Source organism: Rossellomorea aquimaris, assembly GCF_008180865.1.
In the GTDB taxonomy this organism is placed as follows: Bacteria; Bacillota; Bacilli; order Bacillales; family Bacillaceae_B; genus Rossellomorea; species Rossellomorea yichunensis.
On record NZ_VTEX01000001.1, the window covers coordinates 931985 to 951611 of the forward strand.

A 19627-nucleotide genomic window follows, 5' to 3' on the forward strand; every position below is an offset into this window, starting at 1 on the left:
TTTTGTTTGAAACCGTATTAGGAAAACCGAAAAGCGAGATAACTGAATACAAAATGAAATATAGAACCGCCGTAAAAGCTGTCATCATTCAAGATCATAAGATTCTTCTCATGCATTCAAACAGGGGAGATTATAAATTTCCTGGTGGCGGGGTTGAAGAAGGTGAAACCTTGCCTCGTGCCCTGATAAGAGAGGTGGCTGAAGAAAGTGGCTTTATAAACTGTGTTGTTAATGAGCCCCTTGGAGTCGTGATCAAAAGGCATGTGGATGTGTTTGAAGATGATGCCTTATTCGAAATGACTTCCCATTATTTCAAATGTGAATTAACCGACAGAGAAAGAATACCACAACAATTAGAAGGATATGAATCGGAACTGGATATGAAACCAAAGTGGGTTACACTGGATGAATCGATTGAGGAGAATGAAAAACTGATGGACCAGTTTGATAACACCCGCTGGATTAAACGGGAGAACTATGTATTGAGAGAGTTGAAGAAGTTATATAATTAAGAACCAGCTGAGCACTTATCTGATATTGGATAGGTGTTTTTTCGTTCCTTTTTATCATTTTTTCAGTACACGCTTTTCAATATGAGAAAAAGAGCTGCGAATTCTAGACATCAGCTCTTTTCAATATTAATATAGTTCAATACCTAAAAATTCAGGCTGTATTTTTTCAGTTCTTCTGTATCATTTGGCAATGTTACATAACCTTCTAATTTCATATCCAATTTTTCAAGCAGTTTGGAGGAAGATTCATTATCTTTGGTGGTTATCGCTACCAGGCGCTTTATCCCCATGTCTTTTGCAAAATCAACTGTAGCGCTTGCCGCTTCAAATGCATACCCTTGAAATTGATAGTCAGAGAGAAAGGCAAATCCTATATCCACGTCTTCGAGGCCGTCACGCTTAATCAATCCACATAAGCCGATTGGTACGCGATCATCCTTACGTTCTGCCAAAAACAATCCAAACCCTTCCCGTTCATACATTGTTTGGGGACCACACACGATATAATCCTTTGCATCATCCATAGTGCGAATTCCTTTGTCTCCAATGTATTGCAGCCATCCAGGTTCATTTAGTAATTTCATAATAAATTCTGCGTCAGTTTCCTCAACCCATCTCAAGGCGAGTCGTGATGTTTCTGTTACCTTCATATGGAACACCTCACTTTATTCATTCCATCCTATTTTAACTCGAAACATAAAATTGGTGTAATGATTATTTGTAATGAGCAGGGAAAAATAAATCGAATAAGGGAAACGATTGTAAGCTATCTACTATTCTTTCTGCTAAAAGGTTGCTGCAGTGTTCCACCCCTCTCATCATTGCGAGACACACACCTAAAAAAAATCCAAGACTACTATTCAATTTTCTTCATGTTATAGTTTTCTTTATATAAAAGGCTCTCTTCGCAAAAATTGATGTTTTCTAACATAGAATCTGCCAGGGCTCTGTCAACCAGTTTATGCTGGATGGTGAGGGGGAAATGCTTCGCTTGCAGCTAGCGTTCGGCCAAGCCTCCTCAGCTTAGCCGAACGGGGTCTCGGCACGCCCAAAATCCGCCGGAGTCTGCGCAGTTCACCTCACCATCTTTAATGGAATTTTCATGACAGAGCTTCAAGGTGTGCAACAAATCAATGTAACTAGAAAATAAATTTAAATTCTTCTTTCTTAAAAGGAAAATCAATATCTACTTATCTTAAATAAGATTGTTTGCTAAAATTCTTGTTTTAATTGTTTTCTATTAAGGATACATGCTCAGAAAGTTGATTCTCGCTGCAGGATGATCGACTCCTGCGGGAATAGCTGGACAGTACGAAAAGCGGAGGGGCTTATGACCTCGAGCCCCTAAGCCCCGTAGCTGGACAACTGAGACCCCGGAGGCTCACCGCCAGCCCCGCGGAAAGCGAGCATCCTGGAGCGGAAATCAACTATTACTTTCTCCTCTACAATAGCAACAAACTTTACGAAAAGAGCCATATAAATTGAACATAATTGAGGTGTAAAACATGGGGAATAAGTTTAAAATAGAAGACCCAAAGATCCCTGCTCGTTTAGAGTCTGCTAATTTTCAAGATGTCTATTATGAAGAAGATCCATTTCTATCGAATTGTATGATAGAAAATGCGAGACTTGATCAGGAAGAGATCAATCAGCTCGTGTTATCAAAAGTGTTGTTTAAAAATGTCTCGTTCGTTGGTGCATCCTTCCCACGGACGGATATGACAGATGTCGTCTTTGAAAACTGCGACCTGTCGAATGTAAACTTTAGCGAGGGAATCATACATCGGGTGACCTTCAAGGAATGCAAATTATTAGGTGCGAATTTTTCGGGTGGTAATTTAGGCAATGTCCGTTTTGAAGAGTGCTTGGCAAACATGAGTGACTTTGTTGAAGCACGATTAAAGCAGGTGATATTTAACCAGACCTTTTTACAAAATGCCAACTACTCTGACTGTAAACTCCTGAAAGTAAACTTTGATCGATGCGACCTTAATGAGATTGACTTCACCCAGACTGACCTCAAAGGAATTGATATTAGTACCTGCAGGTTTACACGTATAAATGTAGCTCTTGAATATCTTTCTGGTTGCGAAGTTTCGCCTGAACAAGCGATTGGATTTGCCAGCTTATTGGGATTGAAAGTGAAGGAGTAGGCGTAAAGGAGAGTAGAGGTTGTTCTCTCTGTCCACTTTTTTAAGTAGCATTCGTGAAATAATCCACTGAATCTTATAAAATGCATGAATTCATTAAAGCTGGCATATTCATATATCAGGGCCCATTGCTTTCAATTCGAAGGGGGAAAACAACATGACCATCTTCATCTGGGTTTTACAAGGGATATTGGCAGCGATGTTTTTTATGGCGGCAGTCGGAAAATTGACTGGATCGAGCATGCATCGTGGTGTATTTGATCATTTGCGTTTACCTCAATGGTTTCGGGTCGTCACTGGATTGGTGGAATTAACCGGTGCCGTACTATTGGTACTTGGTTATTGGTATGAAACGTACATTGGTCCCGGCTCTCTCATTCTTGGCGTCACAGCTATCGGTGGAATGCTTGCCCATATTCGTGTGAAAGATGGATTCAAAGATGCTTTTATGATTGTCCTTCTAGGAATTCTTTCATTTATATTACTTTATTTGGTTAGGTAGCGTTGATTGGCGAAATAATAAAATGATTTCAATCGAGGATATTGATAATACGAAAGGAGTGGAGTACAAACCCACTCCTTTTCCTTTCGTTTCTTTACAGTAAGTGAAACTTTTACAATTTCGTTTCGTACATCTTAATATGCATTTGAGTTGGAGGAGGGTTTATTAATGATCAAAGTTGAGAACATAAGCAAGCGATATGATTCGATTCAAGCACTTGACGATATTCATTTAATTATTCCAGAAGGCTCTTGTTTTGGTCTGGTAGGACCCAATGGTGCAGGGAAATCGACACTTATGAAGATCTTATCCGGAGTTTTACAAAGTTTTAATGGGGAAATCTTCGTCAACGGGCATTCTGTCATGAATGAAAGATTAAAGGTGAAAAAGTTCATTGGATACATACCTCAAGATATCTGTCTGGAAGAAACCCTTACTGCCAAGGATAATTTAATGTATTTCGGGAGCCTTTATGGACTGAAAGGAAAAGACCTTCAAGATCGTTCCGAAAAAGTGCTACAACAAACCGGTTTAAAAGAACGCGGGAAAGACAAAGTCATCACCTTTTCAGGAGGTATGAAGCGTCGATTGAATATTGGCTGTGCTTTACTGCATAATCCCTCCATTGTGATCATGGATGAACCTACCGTAGGAATCGATCCACAATCAAGAAACTCGATTTTCTCTATCATCCACGAGTTAAAGGAGAAGGGAAGTACCATCATCTATTCGAGTCACTACATGGAGGAAGTAGAGCAGCTATGTGACAGCATCGGACTAATCGACAAGGGGACATTAGTCGAATGCGGAACAATGGAAGAACTACAGCAAAAATATAATAAACCCTCATTGTTTATTTCCGGAGAAGGTTTAGATGAAGTCCGCTTATCCGTACATGGTCAGGTCAAAGCCAAAGGAAATGGATTTCTTTTGCAAAGTGAAGATCCTTTGATGACGCTAGAACAATTGATTGTCGAGTTCCGCAATCAAAACATTATGCCAAGAAGGCTTGAAATGTATCAGCCAAAACTGGAGGATATCTTTTTCGCTTTGACTGGAACACAACTGCGAGATTCATAGAAAGGGTGGATGAGCATGTGGGCTATTGTAAGGATGGAATTAAAGAAAAATATTCAGGATAAAGGGTTATGGTTTTGGACGTTTATTTTACCAATCGTGTTTATTATCGCTTTTGTCTCTATTTTTTCAGGGGATGAAAAAACAAGTTATAAGGAAGTTGTTACCCAGATCATTCCCGGCTACACGATTATGTTTGCCTTTTATATCATGATCTCCATGGTCATTGCATTTGTTAAGGACAGGGATAAAGGGATGGTGTCCCGTATCGCTAGTACCCCATTACCGATCAGAGACTATTTTATCGGAAAATGGATCCCATTTTTGGTGATTGTGCTGATCCAAGTGGCAGTATTATTTGGTTTCGGTGTGATTGTTTATGATCTCCCATTAGGAGATCCATTCGCATTGATCATGTTATCTTTGTCATTAGCATTTATTGTAACTGGTTGGGGTATGGCACTCGCCGTATTGGTGAAAACGGAAAACATGGGGATTGCGATGACTCAGATCATAGCCCTTGGTGGAGCTATGCTTGGGGGGTTATGGCTTCCGGTAGAACTCATGCCGGACTTCATGCAAAAAATCAGCAAGGCATTGCCTCAGTATTGGGCTATTGAAGGTTACAAAGAAGTGATCCTTGCAGATGGCACAATAAGGGACATTTTGTTTAATATAGGGATTTTGCTTATCGCTGGAATAGCGGGTGGTTTTATTGCGCTCGCAGCTTATCCACGATTCCTTCGTTTATCAAAGAATTGAAGTGTACTAAAGGCTTCCGATTGTGGGAGCTTTTTTAATTTTACAAATGACATTAGTTTAAATGGTAAATATGAGGTTCTAATAGAAAATAGTGGTATAATTCAATAGTCTGAAAATTGCATTCTATATTTATCTGGTTTCTTGGCATCGTTCAATGGGGTTAATAAAGAATGAATAATTTCAAGTAACGACAAGGTATTGAGGACAATTAACAGGCTGGGTTCTTTAATAACGAAGGGGGAAAATAAATGAATTCAAACAGTGTGAAAATAGTAGAAGTAAATAAAGATAATTGGTACGATTGCTGTCAGCTGGAAATTTCCGATGATCAAAAGGCATTCATCGAGTCAAATGCAATATCGATAGCTCAATCAAAATTTGAACCGTCACTAAAGCCCTTTGCCATCTATTATGAGGACAAAGTGGTCGGCTTTTTAATGTACAATACTGTTCCAGAAGAACTCGATGCTTTCTGGGTATACCGAATCATGGTGGATAAAAGCTATCAGGGTAAGGGTATTGGAAAAACTGCAACTGCCTTGATGATAGAAGGGATGATTGAAACCCTTGATGTCGAAAGGATTGTAGTAGGGTATCATCCTGAAAATAAAGGGGCACACCATTTATATTCCAGTCTGGGATTTGTTGACCAGGGGGATAGATTCGGCAGGGAAATGGCTGTTGTGAAAAATTTGAAGTGATAAGAAATAATACAGGAAAGGCCAAGTTTAGATAATTGGCCTTTGAGTATCCTGGTCTTGAAAACTAATCAACTATCATTTTATGTCCAACATTCCCCGAATCCTTTCTTTCGCTCCTTTACGCCACTTCTTCACTGCGGAAATCGAAACATTCTCTACCTCTGCAATCTCACTTACCGTCAGCATGTGGATACATGTATAAAGCACCCATTTTCTCTGATTTTCAGTTAAGCCCTCACAGTAACTGTACAGTAATTCTTGTGCCAACCCATCATTCACTTTTTCATCCTCCACGATTTCAAAAAATTCCGCTTCTTTGAAAATACTTTTCTCTTCATTCCTGTTTTCACTTGTTAATTGAGATAGTATTCTGCCACGTACAAATGAATAAGCATATGCAGGGAAAGCACCTTTTTCTGGATTGAAATTTTCATGTGCTTCCCAGAGTGCAATGAGACCAGTCTGATAATATTCATGCTTATTTTTGTATATGTGCAAAGAATGAATCACTTTATGAATCATTAAATCATATTGCTTATAAAGCTCTTCAAATTTCTCCAACTCAGATTCCTTCTGATTGGCGCGCCTCTCTTTGTATTCCCGGGTAGCTTAACCATACAAAGAAAAAGGGAGGGGAACAAAATGAGAAAGCGTATGTAAACCTGAAGTAAACACAGAGTAATTAATGGAGGTGTATCCCACTTTTACTCTTTAAAAACACATTGTTTACCTGAATTATCATCGTTAAATACGGAAATACGAATCAACATTGTCTCATTATTCAAGATTTATTCCTTGAAGGACATATAAGGTATTCGTTTACCAAATTAGATCTTAAGGCAATACTAGGAGTACGAAGTGATGCAAAGGAGGGACTAACATGCCAAGGAAAGATGAATCCTCAACTGAACAAAAAGGTGAACTGGTACAGGAAAGAGAAAAAAACGAGATGCTCGAACGAATGTTAGCGGCTGTTCTGAACTATTTATCCGATGATGAAATAGAAGAGATTGACCTTGAATATCTCCTGACAAATACAAAAGATCTTAGACAATGGTGGGATCAGTACAGGGAGAAAAACAAAAAGCAGGTTGAGGAAGAAATCAAAAAGTCTTTGAGCAAGTTGACTCTTGAAGAACTAGAAAGTATCAGGGAACAAATAAAGGAAAAAAATGGCTAAGTCATTAATGACTTAGCCATTTTATATAGAATTTTTTAATTTATCACAATTCTATATTACATTAGATTGAAGAAGTCCGAAGTTAGCTTTCCATATTCTAATGTATACATAATATTATTATGTATACTATAAAAATATATAATAAGGAATTGATCATATAGAAGGTGAATGGATAATGGAATGTTTTTGAGGGGTGCAAGCATTGGAAAAACTAGCTTATAAGGTAATTTATGTTAAACTAGAAAGAGATTTATAGGGGGGGGAATAATCATTGTTCATTGGTATCTTACCTCAGCATTTGCATTAATCTTAATGGTCTTCAACGCTATGATTGAAAAAAAATTAAGGAAATCATTTCATATTACCAAAGAGGAAAGGAATGAATTAAGACACCCGGTACATAAATGGGGGGAGAGAATGCTATTAGTGCTCATGGTATCCGGAGTTATCATAATTCTTTTCAAATATGAAAATATCATTAGCCCCGAATTGTATTTTCTGTCCTTCTTCATTGGTCATCAGGTATTTAGAGCGCTCATGGAATGGTTGTTATACCGCAAAACAAATGAATATGTATTAACGATTTCTACTATTGCATCTGCCATCGCCATGTTAATCTTCATGGCGATTCTTGAGCAGCTATCAATATAGCAGAGGAGAATTCATGACAAAAGCATACGTTCTGTTTATAGGGGGATTATTTATATTTATGCTGGGTGTTTTCTTATCCATTCAGTGGATTGTTGTTGGAACCTTGTTTAGTATCGCTGGTGGTTTATTTATGGGGAGCAGCTCATACTTTTTGGGCAAGAAAGCTGTGAAAAGACGATGACACTGGTTAGTCATTTGATTGAGTTAGAAAAAACGCTCCGATTGAGCGTTTTTTCTTCATTATAATAGGCAAACCTTTCATTCAAATCCCCTTAGTAATTTTTCGAAACAATTGATTTGCAATCGCCACCACCCCGACTGGCATTTGATTCACGATAACGGTCAAAGACATTTCACAGTCAGGATAATAAAGTGTCACTGATTCGTAACCATGTATCCCGCCCTGATGACCAATGGCTTGTCTTCCATCATCAAAGGTATATTGATGGAGTCCCAAACCATAGGACTGCTTCGGGTCATCAGCTTCGAAGAAACACATCATTTCAGTCAAAGATTTCTTAGATAGGAGATGACCGTTAAAAAGAGACTTCATAAACGTTTGAATATCTATAGGATTGGAAATGAGAGCACCTGCAGCCCATACAATCGATACATTAAGATGCGTAATTTCTGATATTTCATCTGAAAGGTCTGTCAGGTCAGGGGTAGCTTTAGAATAACCTGCCCCAAAGGGTTTTCTCAGATCATTCGTACTGGGAAAGTATGTCCTTTCCAATTGAAGCGGTTGGATGATCCATTTATCTAATAGCTTTTCTATTGATTCTCCGGTGAGTTTTTCTGCTATCATTCCAAGCAGGATATAACCTGTATTCGAGTAGTTAAATTCAGTACCCGATTCAAATTGGAGGACATGGCTGGAAGCTAGTCTGATAAGGCTCTGTGGAGGGAATTCATCATGAAGGCTGGATACTGCGTGCTGGATACAATTTGTTCCTGCAACATCCATCCATATATAGTCCTTCAAACCACTTCTATGTTGTAGCAAATGACGGACGGTTATATGAGTCCCGTCTTTCAAGATGCCGGGTAAGATGGAATCCACAGTTTGTTCAAGTGACACAATGCCTTCATCCTTCATTTTTAAAATAAGTGTGCTGATGAAGATCTTCGTAATGCTCCCGACCCGTAGATGATCATACGGGTCCAACTTTACATCTGATGCGATATGACGAACCCCTGCTGCCATTGGATAGTCCTCCCCAGTAGAATCTGTAAAACACATTGAGATGCCAGGAAGCTGATATCTCTCATGAAATGAACGGACTGTATTCTCAACCAATTTTCGTTCTATCAAAATAATCATCCTTTCGAGTTGTAATTAAACTAAGTGTATCAATGGTTCATCTTAAAGTACTCAGTCTGGAAACCGAAATCTCTTACTCCTAAGGGGGAAATCAAAGAGTCAGGCAGGATATGTGATGCCTTATATGGAATGGTATTCTAGTACTCTACAAGAAATGGAGGAAGCTATATGCTCAAGAGTCCGATCAAAAACAAAGTGAACCTGGTTTTTATTCCTGTAAGTGACATTGAAAAGTCTAAAGAATGGTATTCAAAAATGCTCGGAATCGAAAAAGGAGAAGACCATTTCGATCATCTATTCGTTGCCGACATGGATGGTGCTGGTATGATTCTTGACACAATGCCCATGTGGAAAGACGAAAATGGAAAAGGACCAAGACTGAATTTCCCTGCCATTCAATTTGCCACTGATGATATCCATGATTCCTATCAATTTATGAAAGACAATGGTGTCGAATTAGTAACGGATATCCAAAATGATCAATACTTTGTTTTTAAAGATCCTGATGGGAATGTGTTGATGGTTTGTCAATAGTCAACGTTTAATAGTTGGGAGACTTTCTTTTAGAGTCTCCCGTTAGTATACATATGAGAAATGAAAGCAATTAGAAGGAGAGATTATCCATGCCCATCCGAAATTCAGCTAAAGCCATCATTATAAAAGATGATAAAATCCTGCTCACTAAGAATAAAGACGGGAATGGATTCTTTTATCTATTTCCAGGTGGGGGCCAGGAACAAGGGGAGACACTTCATGAAGCTTTAAAAAGAGAATGTATCGAGGAAACCGGAAGGGAAGTGGAAGTAGGGGAACTCATACATATACGCGAGTACATCGGGCAGAACCATGAACATGCTTCCTTTGATCATGACGTACATCAGATGGAGTTTTATTTTAAATGTTCAGTTTTCAATGATATGGACAAAGATCTTGTCCCTACCAATCCAGATAGTCATCAGGTAGGGGTCGAATGGATGGATTTGACTGAGTTAACGAAGTGTAGATTATATCCTAAGAAAATCATTCCGTATCTAAATAAAGAAATAGCTCAGGAAGTATATCTTGGAGACATCAACTAATGTAACAAGCTCAGGGTTCATACTCTGAGCTTGTTACCATCTAAAGATACAGAGTGTCTCCCCGATGAATCGGTGGTTCAATCGAGAACCTTCCAATTTGCACATCAATGATCACCAATGCTTTCTTCAAGCGATCCTTCCTTAATGCTCCATTCCCATAGGTGGTTTCGGTCTCCTGACTAACTCTCCACTACAGTTCGGGCAGATAGAGTCATTTTTAGCTGTACAATCCTCACAAAATGTACATTCATGCACACAGATATACGCGTCATCCGTCAAAATCTTCCGGCAGGCCTGACAATCCGTCTTCATTTCCAATCCCATATGTATCTCCCTTTCTATTCATCTCTTTCCATTATATTCTAAAATGCGTTAATATAGTGAATATATGGAAAAGTATTTTATGATAGAAGCGGAGATTATCTGGTCTCCTATATACGAAAACAAATTAACATTGGAACCGAATCCAATCCATGTCGGGCTCATCATGTATATTAAAAAGGGGGAGTTCGCTGATATGGAGGATTAGTGAAATGTTTAGTTTGCATAGGATTCTGGAATAGTATGATTTCGCTGATATATTTGAAATTCCGCTGATAAAATCGGTATTTCGCTGATATATCGAAAATATCGCTGATAAAAATCGTTTTTCGCTGATAAATAAACACGTAAGTCTAAATTTTATAAGATAGGGCAGGGAACATCCTCACAAAACCACTATTAATTACAAGAAACAGCTTGGATGACGACGCAAATTCCCTTATTCGGGCGAAATCTGCCACTACTTGACTATTTTTCAATATGCAATATGAACCTTCGACTAAAAACAGAAATGGAGGACACCCCATCATGATCAAAGCTGCCATATTCGACCTGGACGGAACCCTACTGAACAGAGATGCCTCTGTAGTTGAATTCATCACTAGCCAATATGAAAGACTGGATAAATGGCTAAGACATATCCCAAAAGAATCGTACATAACCAGATTCATTGAATTAGACCAGCGCGGCTACGTATGGAAAGATGAGGTGTACAAGCAGCTTATAGATGAATTCACTATTCACGAATTAACCTGGGAAGAGCTGCTTGAGGATTACATCAGTGAATTCAAGCACAGCTGTGTACCTTTTCCACATTTACATAGAATGTTGGATGAATTAAGAGAAAAAAATATCAAACTGGGAATGATCACAAATGGCTATGGCCAGTTTCAAATGGACAACATCCTGGCTCTTGATATAAAAGCATACTTTGATGAAATTCTAGTTTCAGAGTGGGAAGGCTTGAAAAAGCCTGACCCTGAAATCTTCAAGAGAGCGTTAGTAAGGTTGAATTTAGAACCTCATGAATGCATCTTTATCGGGGATCACCCTGAGTATGATGTGTATGGTGCTCAAAAAGTCGGGATGAAGGGTATTTGGAAGAAAGACCATCACTTGAGTCATGCGGAACAAGCAGATTGGGTGATTGATGATTTGATGGAATTGCCGGAATTTATTGATCATCTGAATTACAATCGAGATTGATCAAACCCGATTTTCCTTTGATTCGTTATAAGATATAACTAGAAAAACATATTCAATAATTTCATTATGACGCCATTTCGGAAATTGGCGTCATAATGAAATCTGTTTATCCCCCACTATCGCAACGGAATTATAACCTCTGGAAGTAGGCCCTTCTAATAATTCAATATTCTTAAATCCCCTGATTTTCATATTTGGGATTAGGTCTTCTTACAACATTCTTCGAATATTCATCCAAGGTATGCCGTTTTTACCGTCACTTAATGTAATGATCAAGGAACCTCCTGGTTTCAACACTCGATATATTTCATTGATTGAATCATGTATCGATTCCCAAAAGTATACTGATTGAATGCTATAGACCTTGGAGTACATCCCATCTTGAAAAGGAAGACTATTAACATTCCCCAACACAAATTTTGCACGACTATTGTATATGTTAGCTCTATTTCGGAATCTTGCGGATGCAAGTGCAGTTTGGGATAAATCAAAACCGACTACTTTTTTAACGTTTGAATCCCTTAGTACCCTTTTCACGGCATATCCAGCACCACAGCCAAGTTCCAATACATAATCGTTATCCTGCAATTTAAGCAATTCCAACGTCCACAAAGTCTCAATTCTATGTTGACGAACCATTTTTTCACCGAAATAAACCCCTAGTAAACCCTTTGGTGCTTTGTATTGTTCATTAACCAAATCGATTATTCGTTTTTTCATCAAATGTGTTCCTCCTTGTATATGAGTAACTAATTATAATGTCCGAATCACTAATCAAACAATACAATATAAGTTATATTTAGTATTAGAAATACTTATATGAGGTGAAAAGATGGACCTTAATCAATTACAGGCATTCGATTTTGTGGTAAGGCTGGGGAGTATCAGTAAAGCTGCGCGATATCTAGATCTATCTCAACCGACTGTCACGTTAAGAATACAGGGGTTAGAGAAAAAAGTAGGAGGACCGCTTTTCACTCGGGTTGGAAGAACGGTTGAATTAAGTGAATTAGGAAAAGGATTTTTGCCTTATGCTAGACAAGCGATAGACTTTCTGCAAAAAGGGGTTGAAAGAGTACAGTCTATTCGAGATGGAAAGATTGGGCACGTCACGATCGGGACTCTCCCAACCTTCACGACAGGTATTTTTTCTTCACTTATACAGAAATCACATGAACAATATCCAGATATTGCACTTGAAATCCACACTGGACATAACCAACAAATCATTGAAATGCTTTATGACGGATCGGTTATGTTGGGATTTATAACACATCCCTACTTTAATACAGACTTGAATAAGTATTGGATATTCCGAGAACCTCTAAAACTTGCAGCTCATTATGCACATCCACTGGTTAAGATGATGAAGAATAAAACTCTCTCAATTATAGATGTGCTCCCGGGTAGTAAGCCTTTTATTCTGGTTGATTGGAATCACGAAAGCCTTCAATGGCAAAAAGCACAGTTGCAATCTGGGACAGATTATATAGAACTGCCACCTTTAACCGCATTGGATTTTTTGGAAAATGGAAAAGGAGTTGCATTATTAACTGGAGACTTAATCGCAAAATCCGATACTATCGTTGAAATGGAAATAGTAGATTCCCCTCAAATAAACCGGGAAATAGCAGTCGTTGGTTTGGTTTCTGCAGATTCATTACCAACTTCATATAATACTTTCTTAAACCTTATAAAATAATAAATTATCCGTTTCTTGAAAACAGAATTAGAATATCTGTCATTAAATTCATTAAGAATGAAAATGTTTAGAGTCAATCCTCTTCTTTGTATATCATTCATCCCGTTCAAAAGTCGCACCTAGCTTTCACCAATCAAACCATAAAGTACTTCCGATATAACCGTATATTGTAAATAAGAAATTATACGGTTTCCCTTGAAAATGTGTAGAAATTTCTTTATATTTAGTAAATAAAATTTACCAATTGTTGGAGGAGTCTACCTATGAAGGACATGAAAAAATTATGCAACTCCATAAATAATTGTTTTGTAAAAGATGACTCGAATACTGAAAAACTACATATGGGCGAAATCGTTCACATTTTGCGTGTGAAGTCTCAATTAACACAAGAGGAATTAGCTCATAAAGCAAACGTGAGTGCTCAAACGATTAAGAGGCTTGAAGGAGGAAAGGGCAAAGTAAGTGACATCACCTGCCGATCAATATTTGAAGCACTTGGAGTAAATATTTCTTTATTAACGGAGCTTTTAGAGAAATGACTTAACTTGATGTATAAATGATAGAGAGAAGGAAGTGTAAAAGTAGATGAACTTATTGGGGGCGTGATTTTTCCCTTCTTTTCTTAAAAGTTTTTAAGAAAGATATGTTCATCATGATTAAGAATATATGCTATTACATACAACTGTCTAAAATTTCTAGCAAATTACAAAGGTGCAAGATTGATATCAGGGTTTGGTAGGTGCTATATTATTCTGAATAAGGTATGAATTCCAATCATACCTTTTATAAAGTTCAATCCAAAGAAGGGAGAACTTATGGATAATAAATGGGAAGCAGCACTACCATCTCTTTCTCAGGTTACCGTGTTTTCCAATCTCAATAATGAACCTGTCAGGATCCATGGAGGGGATGATAGTCTAAGATGCATCGGTGTCGGGACGGATGCAGCGGTATTTCAATCCATTTATGCTCCAGAGTATGCGTTCAAATTGTACGCGGAGGATAAGGGATCGAAAATTAATATAGAAGAAAAAGTGTACAATACCATTGGGAATTCACCCTTTTTCTCAACCTGCTATGCCGCTTACGATAAATTTCTCGTTTTAAGTTATGAAGATGGACCAACACTATTCGATTGTCTGCTCCAAGGAATTCACATTCCAAAACAAGTAATTCAAGATGTTGAGGATGCCAGACAGTATGTTCGTGATCAGGGATTGAATCCCCGTGATATTCATTTAAAGAATATATTGCTTCAAAATGGAAGAGCCAAAATCATTGATGTATCTGAATACGTCCTTCCAGGAAATGACTTTAGATGGGAGCATTTAAAGAAAGCATACGAAGAGCATTACCACCTCATTGATGGAAGAGCCATTCCGTTTTGGTTACTTGAAACAATTCGAAAATGGTATAACTCATGGAATAAGCATTTCACTTCTTATGAAGAATTTATGAAAATTGTTTTAAAGTTTACTTCATTTAAAAGAGACTAAAAAAGCATTCAGAGCAATAAAAGCTCTGAATGCTTTTTTCTAGGTAAAGGTACTTCCAGGTGCCAATACCACCTTGCAAGTAAGTACTTCTCAATCCAGTAAATGAGGAATTCTTATATGAGTTTCTCATGCTAATACAATCAATCTCAATTGAAATCTTACATTTTCCCCCCTTCACTTTCTATAGAAGTAAGAGTGAAATCAATTGTAGATGAAAGATAAATTTGTCATAATCTATTTATACTTCAATTTTATGTAATTCAATAAAGAGGAGGGGAAACCATGTGGAATCAAAACAACGTTTCTAATTTACTCGGCACACCTTATCCCATCATCCAAGCAGGAATGGCTGGTGGAGTCACTACTGCAAATCTTGTATCAACGGTTTCAAACTCGGGAGGTTTGGGATCCCTGGGAGCAGGATATATGTCAGCTGATGATATGAAACGAGCAATCAAAGAAATAAGAAATCAAACGAATCAGCCTTTTGGGGTGAACCTCTTCATACCAGAAACTCCAATAGTAAAGGAAGAACAAATAACCAACACCCAAAGATTATTGGAGCCTTATAAAAAAGAATTACACCTAACGGACGACCGTCCGTTTTCAGAGCTGCAAACCGATTTTGAAAAGCAGCTAGAAATCATCTTCAATGAAAAGATACCAGTTTGCAGCTTTACGTTCGGCGCACCATCTAAAGAGCTTGTGAAAGAGTTAAAAAAGGAAGGAACTATCGTGATCGGCACTGCGACGACTGTTGAAGAGGCAGTTGTCAATGAAGAGCGCGGTGTAGACATCGTTGTCGCCCAAGGAAGTGAAGCCGGTGGGCATCGGGGCACGTTCCTAGGTTCATTTAAACACTCAATGATCGGAACCTTTTCTCTCGTTCCACAAGTGGTGGATGCCGCAAGCATACCTGTGATCGCTTCAGGAGGGATTATGGATGGAAGAGGGGTTATTGCAGCACTTGCATTAGGGGCAAAAGGGGTCCAAATGGGAACTGCTTTTCTTACATGTAATGAGAGTGGGGCTGGGACTTCCCATAAAAGGGCTGTTTTAGAATCAGCAGAAACTCATACGGTCATCACAGCTGCCTTTAGCGGGAAACCTGCTCGAGGGATTGTCAACAGATTTACCAGGGAAATGCAGGAATTCGAGAGACAATTACCTCCTTATCCCATACAAAATGCGCTAACGAAAAAACTGAGAAAAGAAGCGGGCATTCAGGGAAACCCAGAATTCATGTCCTTGTGGTCTGGACAAAGTCCAAGGCTCAGCAGGGACATATCTGCTAAAGATCTGCTCGAATCCATAGTAACTCAAGTGGAAGAAACGCTAGGGAGGTTGAATGAATAAATAAGTCACTCTATACATTTCATAGTCCCAATCTCACAAATCCTATTTTCCAAATATTAAACCTTGTAATCATTTCTAGCAAAGGTATAATTTTGATATAAGGAAAGCGTTTTTTTATTTATCGTTAATTTTCTAAATAGTTAAAATCCATTCGTTATGTTGCGTTTTTAGGAGGTACAAATGAGAGAAATATTACCTGGATCTGTACTGTCTCATATTCAGTATGGTTATCAAAAAGTTCCTAAGAAGGTCAAAAGTCAATGTCCAAGTTGTTCCAAGGCAAGTGAATTTGTTTTGAAGGCCAATTTTTATCAAGTGAACAAGACAGGACTGTTTGCAGAGGCAAATTGTTCAGAATGTAAGAAACCAGCCCTATTCGTTATTATGCTGAATGATGATTTGGTCAATCGTAGAGAGGAAGCTGGCCTTTATATTTATGATCCCCTGGCAACGAACGGACCGTTGGATCAGATTCAAGGAAATAAACGGATCCCTCAGGACCTCGTCCGATCATTTCGATCCGCTCTAAATGTCAGCCAGTCGAAGGATAACTCTGCCACAGCCGTAATGTCTAAGCGTGTCCTCGAAAGTGTTCTGAAGAATTTTAATGGGGACAAAGTAAACGGGCAATCCTTATCGGAACAATTCGATCAGTTACCCAAAAATGTCGACCTTACTAAGCCAATCCAGGCGCTGAGCCACCTTGTCCATCCAAACTCTCCCTTCTATGAAATGCTTGAATTGGAAAGGGAAATTGACGATGAAACAGCAGGCTTATTGATGGAATTATTAGAAGGCCTCATTGAATACTTATTCGTTCTTCCAGAAAAAATCGAAACGTTACAAGAAAAAATTGAAAAGAAATATTAGTAGAAGTAGAGTGCCGTTTCCAGCACTCTACTTTTTTTATAGTGGTTTTAACTTAAGTGAATACAGTGCCTGATTCACGTCATCGATGTCATAGATTTTCTTCTCAAAACAAAACTGAATCACGAGATCGAATCGGTCGTTTCCTGATAGGGAGAAACCGGCGGCACTCAACAAATCTTCGGTTTCTTGCTCCGACAGTTCAAGAGAAAGACATAGTGCTACTACTGTCCTTTTACTCGGCTTGTATTCAGGAATCGATCTGATTTTTGAAAAGTGCTTTCGGTCGATCCCCGCTTTTTTGTAAATGAAATCATCTGTCTGGCCCGTGGCATCGATATGCTGAAACAACCTCTCTGAAAAAGACGCTGATTGATGCTGTTCAATAAATTCTTCAAGCTCACTGGAGTAAATCTTTTCGTCTAAGAAGGGTTCTTCTTTATGTATATCATATATCCGTATTTCTCTATTTGTTTCCACGAAATCATGAAGTTCCTGCAAAATCTTATCATTAAGCATACGTTCACCTCCAAATTGTCGCTTACGAGGCGACCCATTTCTTTCTATTCGTGGTTATGATTATATCAGAAACCATGGAGAGAGGATGGAAAAAAATGAATAATGACTTAACCGAAATTATATTCCTGTTAGACAGAAGCGGATCAATGGGTGGACTTGAACATGAAACGATTGGAGGTTTTAATTCTTTTATTGAAAAGCAGAGTCAATTACCGGGTCAAACACTCGTTACTACCGTTCTTTTTGATGATAAGGTCGAGCAATTATGGAGTGGGATGGAGGCTGATAAAGTAAGGCTCACACAAGAGGAATATTATGTACGCGGTTGCACTGCTCTAATGGATGCTGTCGGAAAAACGATCCTCAAAGTTGGTCACAGCTTATCTGGTCTTGAGGAAGAGGAGCGACCAGGTAAAGTCATTTTCGTTATCACAACCGATGGTATGGAAAATGCCAGCGTTGAGTTTTCCGCAAGTAAGGTGAAGGACCTTATCAATCATCAAAAAGAGCGATACAATTGGGAGTTCGTTTTTCTAGGTGCGAATATCGATGCTGCTGAAGAAGCTCTGAATATCGGGATTGACATAGAGAGCTCCTATCAATTTGAAGCTTCTTCTAAAGGTGTTGAAAAGATGTATGATATAGTGAGTGAGATTGTATTTCAGAAGAGACGCTGATGTTAATATTGAGTATTGGATCTCATCTATCTATTAGATGGGATTTTTCATTATAGAAACGCTTAATGAATAATGAATTCGCCGTTATATTTAAAACTTCGCCGATAAAATTGAAATACGAGGTTCAATCGGACTAATAGCAATCAACACACCAAAATTCCAAAGTTAACCCAAACAAAACATATGAAAATAACCCCAACAATCAATATCTTTCTCGATTCTAAACAGAATTTATTTAAATTTTGCCAAAACTAGTTTATCATTATAAGGTAGATTCAATTTAATCCAATTGGAAGTCAACGGAGTTAAAGGAAGGTACACTATGTCGACAGAAAACGAAAAGAATATTACCAGAATACATATGGATGGGAAAGAATACATTCTCATCGGAACTGCTCACGTGTCGCGTCAGAGTGCGGAGCAGGTAAAAGAAGTGGTCGAAGCCGAACAGCCTGACACGGTTTGTGTCGAGCTGGATGAACCAAGGTATCAATCAATCGTCGAGGGTGATAAATGGAAAGATACCGACATCTTTCAAGTAATTAAAGACAAAAAAGCAACCTTACTTCTTATGAATCTTGCCATTGGATCATTCCAACGGCGTATGGCCAAGCAATTCGGTATCAAACCAGGGCAGGAAATGATACAAGGAATTGAATCGGCTAAAGAAATTGGTGCTGAACTCGTCTTGGCTGACCGGAATATCCAAATTACGTTTTCCCGTATTTGGAACAGTGTCGGATTCAGTGGCAAAGCGAAACTCATGACACAAATCATTTATAGCATTTTCAGTACCGATACGATTACAGAAGAAGAACTAGAGAAGATCAAATCTCAAGATATGCTGGATTCAATGCTAAATGAATTCACCCAAGTGTTTCCTAAATTGAAAACACCATTAATCGATGAACGGGATAAATACCTTGCCCAGAAAATCAAAGATGCCCCGGGAGAGAAAATTGTAGCAGTGTTAGGCGCTGCTCATGTACCCGGTATAACGAAAGAAATCTATAATGAACATAATCTGGACAAGCTGAACGAACGTCCTGCTAAATCAAAATGGCCAAAGATTATCGGCTGGGCCATTCCCGTCATGATTCTTGCCGTGATTGCCTATACCTTTATTTCCAATCCGGATGCAGGTATACAGCAAGGGATCAGTTGGATATTATGGAACGGAGGTTTCTCTGCACTTGGCGTAGCCATCGGGTTAGGTCATCCATTAGCGATATTGACAGCATTCATTGCAGCACCATTTACCTCGTTGAATCCACTACTGGCAGCAGGATGGTTTGCAGGATTCGTTCAGGCATATTTCCGCAGACCGAATGTCGGTGACTTTGATTCACTATCTGAAGACGTTCTGAGTGTAAAAGGATTCTGGCGAAACAAAGTAACGCGAATCCTCCTCATTGTCGTGCTTGCTAACTTAGGAAGTACACTTGGCACTGTAATTGGTGGGGCAGATGTAGTCCGGTTGTTTCTTGAAAATATAAAGTGAAGTGAAATAAGCTATCCTTTGCGGGTGGCTTATTTTTTTACAAA

At 38.5% G+C, this 19627-nt stretch carries 25 protein-coding genes; 19 read left to right on the top strand and 6 right to left on the bottom strand.

Annotation, left to right across the window (positions count from 1 at the left end):
- Nucleotides 1-2 precede the first annotated feature (2 nt).
- Nucleotides 3-512 (top strand): NUDIX hydrolase, encoded by a 510-nt coding sequence (locus tag FZC88_RS04560; RefSeq protein WP_262371685.1) that lies wholly within the window; start codon nt 3-5, stop codon nt 510-512.
- 143 nt (nt 513-655) lie between these two features.
- Here the strand turns inward: FZC88_RS04560 and FZC88_RS04565 are convergent, their stop codons facing one another.
- Nucleotides 656-1162 (bottom strand): GNAT family N-acetyltransferase, encoded by a 507-nt coding sequence (locus FZC88_RS04565; RefSeq protein WP_148993811.1) that lies wholly within the window; start codon nt 1160-1162, stop codon nt 656-658.
- 855 nt (nt 1163-2017) lie between these two features.
- On the opposite strand from FZC88_RS04565, the gene FZC88_RS04570 reads away from it, so the two are divergent.
- The 5 genes from FZC88_RS04570 to FZC88_RS04590 all read left to right on the top strand — a co-directional run bounded on the left by FZC88_RS04570 (nt 2018) and on the right by FZC88_RS04590 (nt 5704).
- Entirely contained in the window at nt 2018-2665 is a 648-nt protein-coding gene (locus FZC88_RS04570) for a pentapeptide repeat-containing protein (protein ID WP_148969091.1), read from the top strand.
- Nucleotides 2666-2819: 154 nt separating this feature from the next.
- The gene (locus FZC88_RS04575; protein ID WP_148993812.1) at nt 2820-3164 is read left to right on the top strand and encodes a DoxX family protein; all 345 of its coding nucleotides are present in this window, start codon (nt 2820-2822) and stop codon (nt 3162-3164) included.
- 168 nt (nt 3165-3332) lie between these two features.
- Nucleotides 3333-4244 carry an ABC transporter ATP-binding protein gene (locus FZC88_RS04580; RefSeq protein WP_148993813.1) on the top strand — a complete coding sequence of 304 codons (912 nt, stop codon included), beginning with the start codon at nt 3333-3335 and terminating at the stop codon, nt 4242-4244.
- Nucleotides 4245-4259: 15 nt separating this feature from the next.
- Nucleotides 4260-5003: an ABC transporter permease gene (locus FZC88_RS04585; protein WP_148993814.1), complete on the top strand. Its 744-nt coding sequence runs from the start codon at nt 4260-4262 to the stop codon at nt 5001-5003.
- Between the two features lie 248 nt (nt 5004-5251).
- Nucleotides 5252-5704 carry a GNAT family N-acetyltransferase gene (locus tag FZC88_RS04590; protein WP_148993815.1) on the top strand — a complete coding sequence of 151 codons (453 nt, stop codon included), beginning with the start codon at nt 5252-5254 and terminating at the stop codon, nt 5702-5704.
- Nucleotides 5705-5779: 75 nt separating this feature from the next.
- On the opposite strand, the gene FZC88_RS04595 is transcribed toward FZC88_RS04590, so the two are convergent.
- On the bottom strand, nt 5780-6265 hold the full coding sequence (locus tag FZC88_RS04595; RefSeq protein ID WP_148993816.1) for a sigma-70 family RNA polymerase sigma factor: 486 nt from the start codon (nt 6263-6265) through the stop codon (nt 5780-5782).
- Nucleotides 6266-6584: 319 nt separating this feature from the next.
- Between FZC88_RS04595 and FZC88_RS04600 the strand changes: the two genes are divergently transcribed.
- The 3 genes from FZC88_RS04600 to FZC88_RS23835 all read left to right on the top strand — a co-directional run bounded on the left by FZC88_RS04600 (nt 6585) and on the right by FZC88_RS23835 (nt 7716).
- Entirely contained in the window at nt 6585-6884 is a 300-nt protein-coding gene (locus FZC88_RS04600) for a hypothetical protein (RefSeq protein ID WP_148993817.1), read from the top strand.
- A 327-nt stretch (nt 6885-7211) separates the two neighbouring features.
- Entirely contained in the window at nt 7212-7535 is a 324-nt protein-coding gene (locus FZC88_RS04605; RefSeq protein WP_187443497.1) for a DUF4181 domain-containing protein, read from the top strand.
- 13 nt (nt 7536-7548) lie between these two features.
- On the top strand, nt 7549-7716 hold the full coding sequence (locus tag FZC88_RS23835; RefSeq protein ID WP_187443498.1) for a hypothetical protein: 168 nt from the start codon (nt 7549-7551) through the stop codon (nt 7714-7716).
- 81 nt (nt 7717-7797) lie between these two features.
- Here FZC88_RS23835 and FZC88_RS04610 read toward each other — a convergent pair whose 3' ends face one another.
- A complete protein-coding gene (locus FZC88_RS04610) occupies nt 7798-8850 on the bottom strand; it encodes a serine hydrolase domain-containing protein (RefSeq protein ID WP_187443499.1) in 1053 nt (350 codons plus the stop codon).
- A 177-nt stretch (nt 8851-9027) separates the two neighbouring features.
- On the opposite strand from FZC88_RS04610, the gene FZC88_RS04615 reads away from it, so the two are divergent.
- Together FZC88_RS04615 and FZC88_RS04620 are read left to right on the top strand one after the other, a co-directional pair.
- Complete coding sequence (locus FZC88_RS04615; RefSeq protein ID WP_148969082.1) at nt 9028-9393, top strand: VOC family protein; 366 nt, start codon at nt 9028-9030, stop codon at nt 9391-9393.
- 89 nt (nt 9394-9482) lie between these two features.
- Complete coding sequence (locus tag FZC88_RS04620) at nt 9483-9938, top strand: NUDIX domain-containing protein (protein WP_148993820.1); 456 nt, start codon at nt 9483-9485, stop codon at nt 9936-9938.
- A gap of 141 nt (nt 9939-10079) precedes the next feature.
- On the opposite strand, the gene FZC88_RS04625 is transcribed toward FZC88_RS04620, so the two are convergent.
- Nucleotides 10080-10262, bottom strand: coding sequence for a DUF1272 domain-containing protein (locus tag FZC88_RS04625; protein ID WP_148969080.1), 183 nt, complete (start codon nt 10260-10262; stop codon nt 10080-10082).
- A gap of 525 nt (nt 10263-10787) precedes the next feature.
- Here FZC88_RS04625 and FZC88_RS04630 point away from each other — a divergent pair.
- Nucleotides 10788-11465 (top strand): HAD family hydrolase, encoded by a 678-nt coding sequence (locus FZC88_RS04630; RefSeq protein ID WP_148993821.1) that lies wholly within the window; start codon nt 10788-10790, stop codon nt 11463-11465.
- A 210-nt stretch (nt 11466-11675) separates the two neighbouring features.
- On the opposite strand, the gene FZC88_RS04635 is transcribed toward FZC88_RS04630, so the two are convergent.
- On the bottom strand, nt 11676-12185 hold the full coding sequence (locus FZC88_RS04635; RefSeq protein ID WP_148993822.1) for a class I SAM-dependent methyltransferase: 510 nt from the start codon (nt 12183-12185) through the stop codon (nt 11676-11678).
- A 112-nt stretch (nt 12186-12297) separates the two neighbouring features.
- Between FZC88_RS04635 and FZC88_RS04640 the strand changes: the two genes are divergently transcribed.
- The 5 genes from FZC88_RS04640 to FZC88_RS04660 all read left to right on the top strand — a co-directional run bounded on the left by FZC88_RS04640 (nt 12298) and on the right by FZC88_RS04660 (nt 16889).
- On the top strand, nt 12298-13167 hold the full coding sequence (locus tag FZC88_RS04640) for a LysR family transcriptional regulator (RefSeq protein WP_148993823.1): 870 nt from the start codon (nt 12298-12300) through the stop codon (nt 13165-13167).
- Nucleotides 13168-13430: 263 nt separating this feature from the next.
- Nucleotides 13431-13706, top strand: coding sequence for a helix-turn-helix transcriptional regulator (locus FZC88_RS04645; RefSeq protein ID WP_148993824.1), 276 nt, complete (start codon nt 13431-13433; stop codon nt 13704-13706).
- Nucleotides 13707-13982: 276 nt separating this feature from the next.
- The gene (locus FZC88_RS04650; RefSeq protein ID WP_148993825.1) at nt 13983-14663 is read left to right on the top strand and encodes a serine/threonine protein kinase; all 681 of its coding nucleotides are present in this window, start codon (nt 13983-13985) and stop codon (nt 14661-14663) included.
- A gap of 282 nt (nt 14664-14945) precedes the next feature.
- Complete coding sequence (locus tag FZC88_RS04655) at nt 14946-16019, top strand: NAD(P)H-dependent flavin oxidoreductase (protein ID WP_148993826.1); 1074 nt, start codon at nt 14946-14948, stop codon at nt 16017-16019.
- 180 nt (nt 16020-16199) lie between these two features.
- A complete protein-coding gene (locus tag FZC88_RS04660) occupies nt 16200-16889 on the top strand; it encodes a hypothetical protein (protein WP_148969073.1) in 690 nt (229 codons plus the stop codon).
- A gap of 36 nt (nt 16890-16925) precedes the next feature.
- Here the strand turns inward: FZC88_RS04660 and FZC88_RS04665 are convergent, their stop codons facing one another.
- Entirely contained in the window at nt 16926-17405 is a 480-nt protein-coding gene (locus tag FZC88_RS04665; protein ID WP_148993827.1) for a hypothetical protein, read from the bottom strand.
- Nucleotides 17406-17500: 95 nt separating this feature from the next.
- On the opposite strand from FZC88_RS04665, the gene FZC88_RS04670 reads away from it, so the two are divergent.
- Both FZC88_RS04670 and FZC88_RS04675 read left to right on the top strand, forming a co-directional pair.
- Entirely contained in the window at nt 17501-18082 is a 582-nt protein-coding gene (locus tag FZC88_RS04670; RefSeq protein ID WP_148993828.1) for a vWA domain-containing protein, read from the top strand.
- A gap of 322 nt (nt 18083-18404) precedes the next feature.
- Nucleotides 18405-19583, top strand: a complete 1179-nt coding sequence (locus tag FZC88_RS04675) for a TraB/GumN family protein (RefSeq protein ID WP_148993829.1) — start codon at nt 18405-18407, stop codon at nt 19581-19583.
- The last annotated feature ends 44 nt before the right edge of the window (nt 19584-19627 follow it).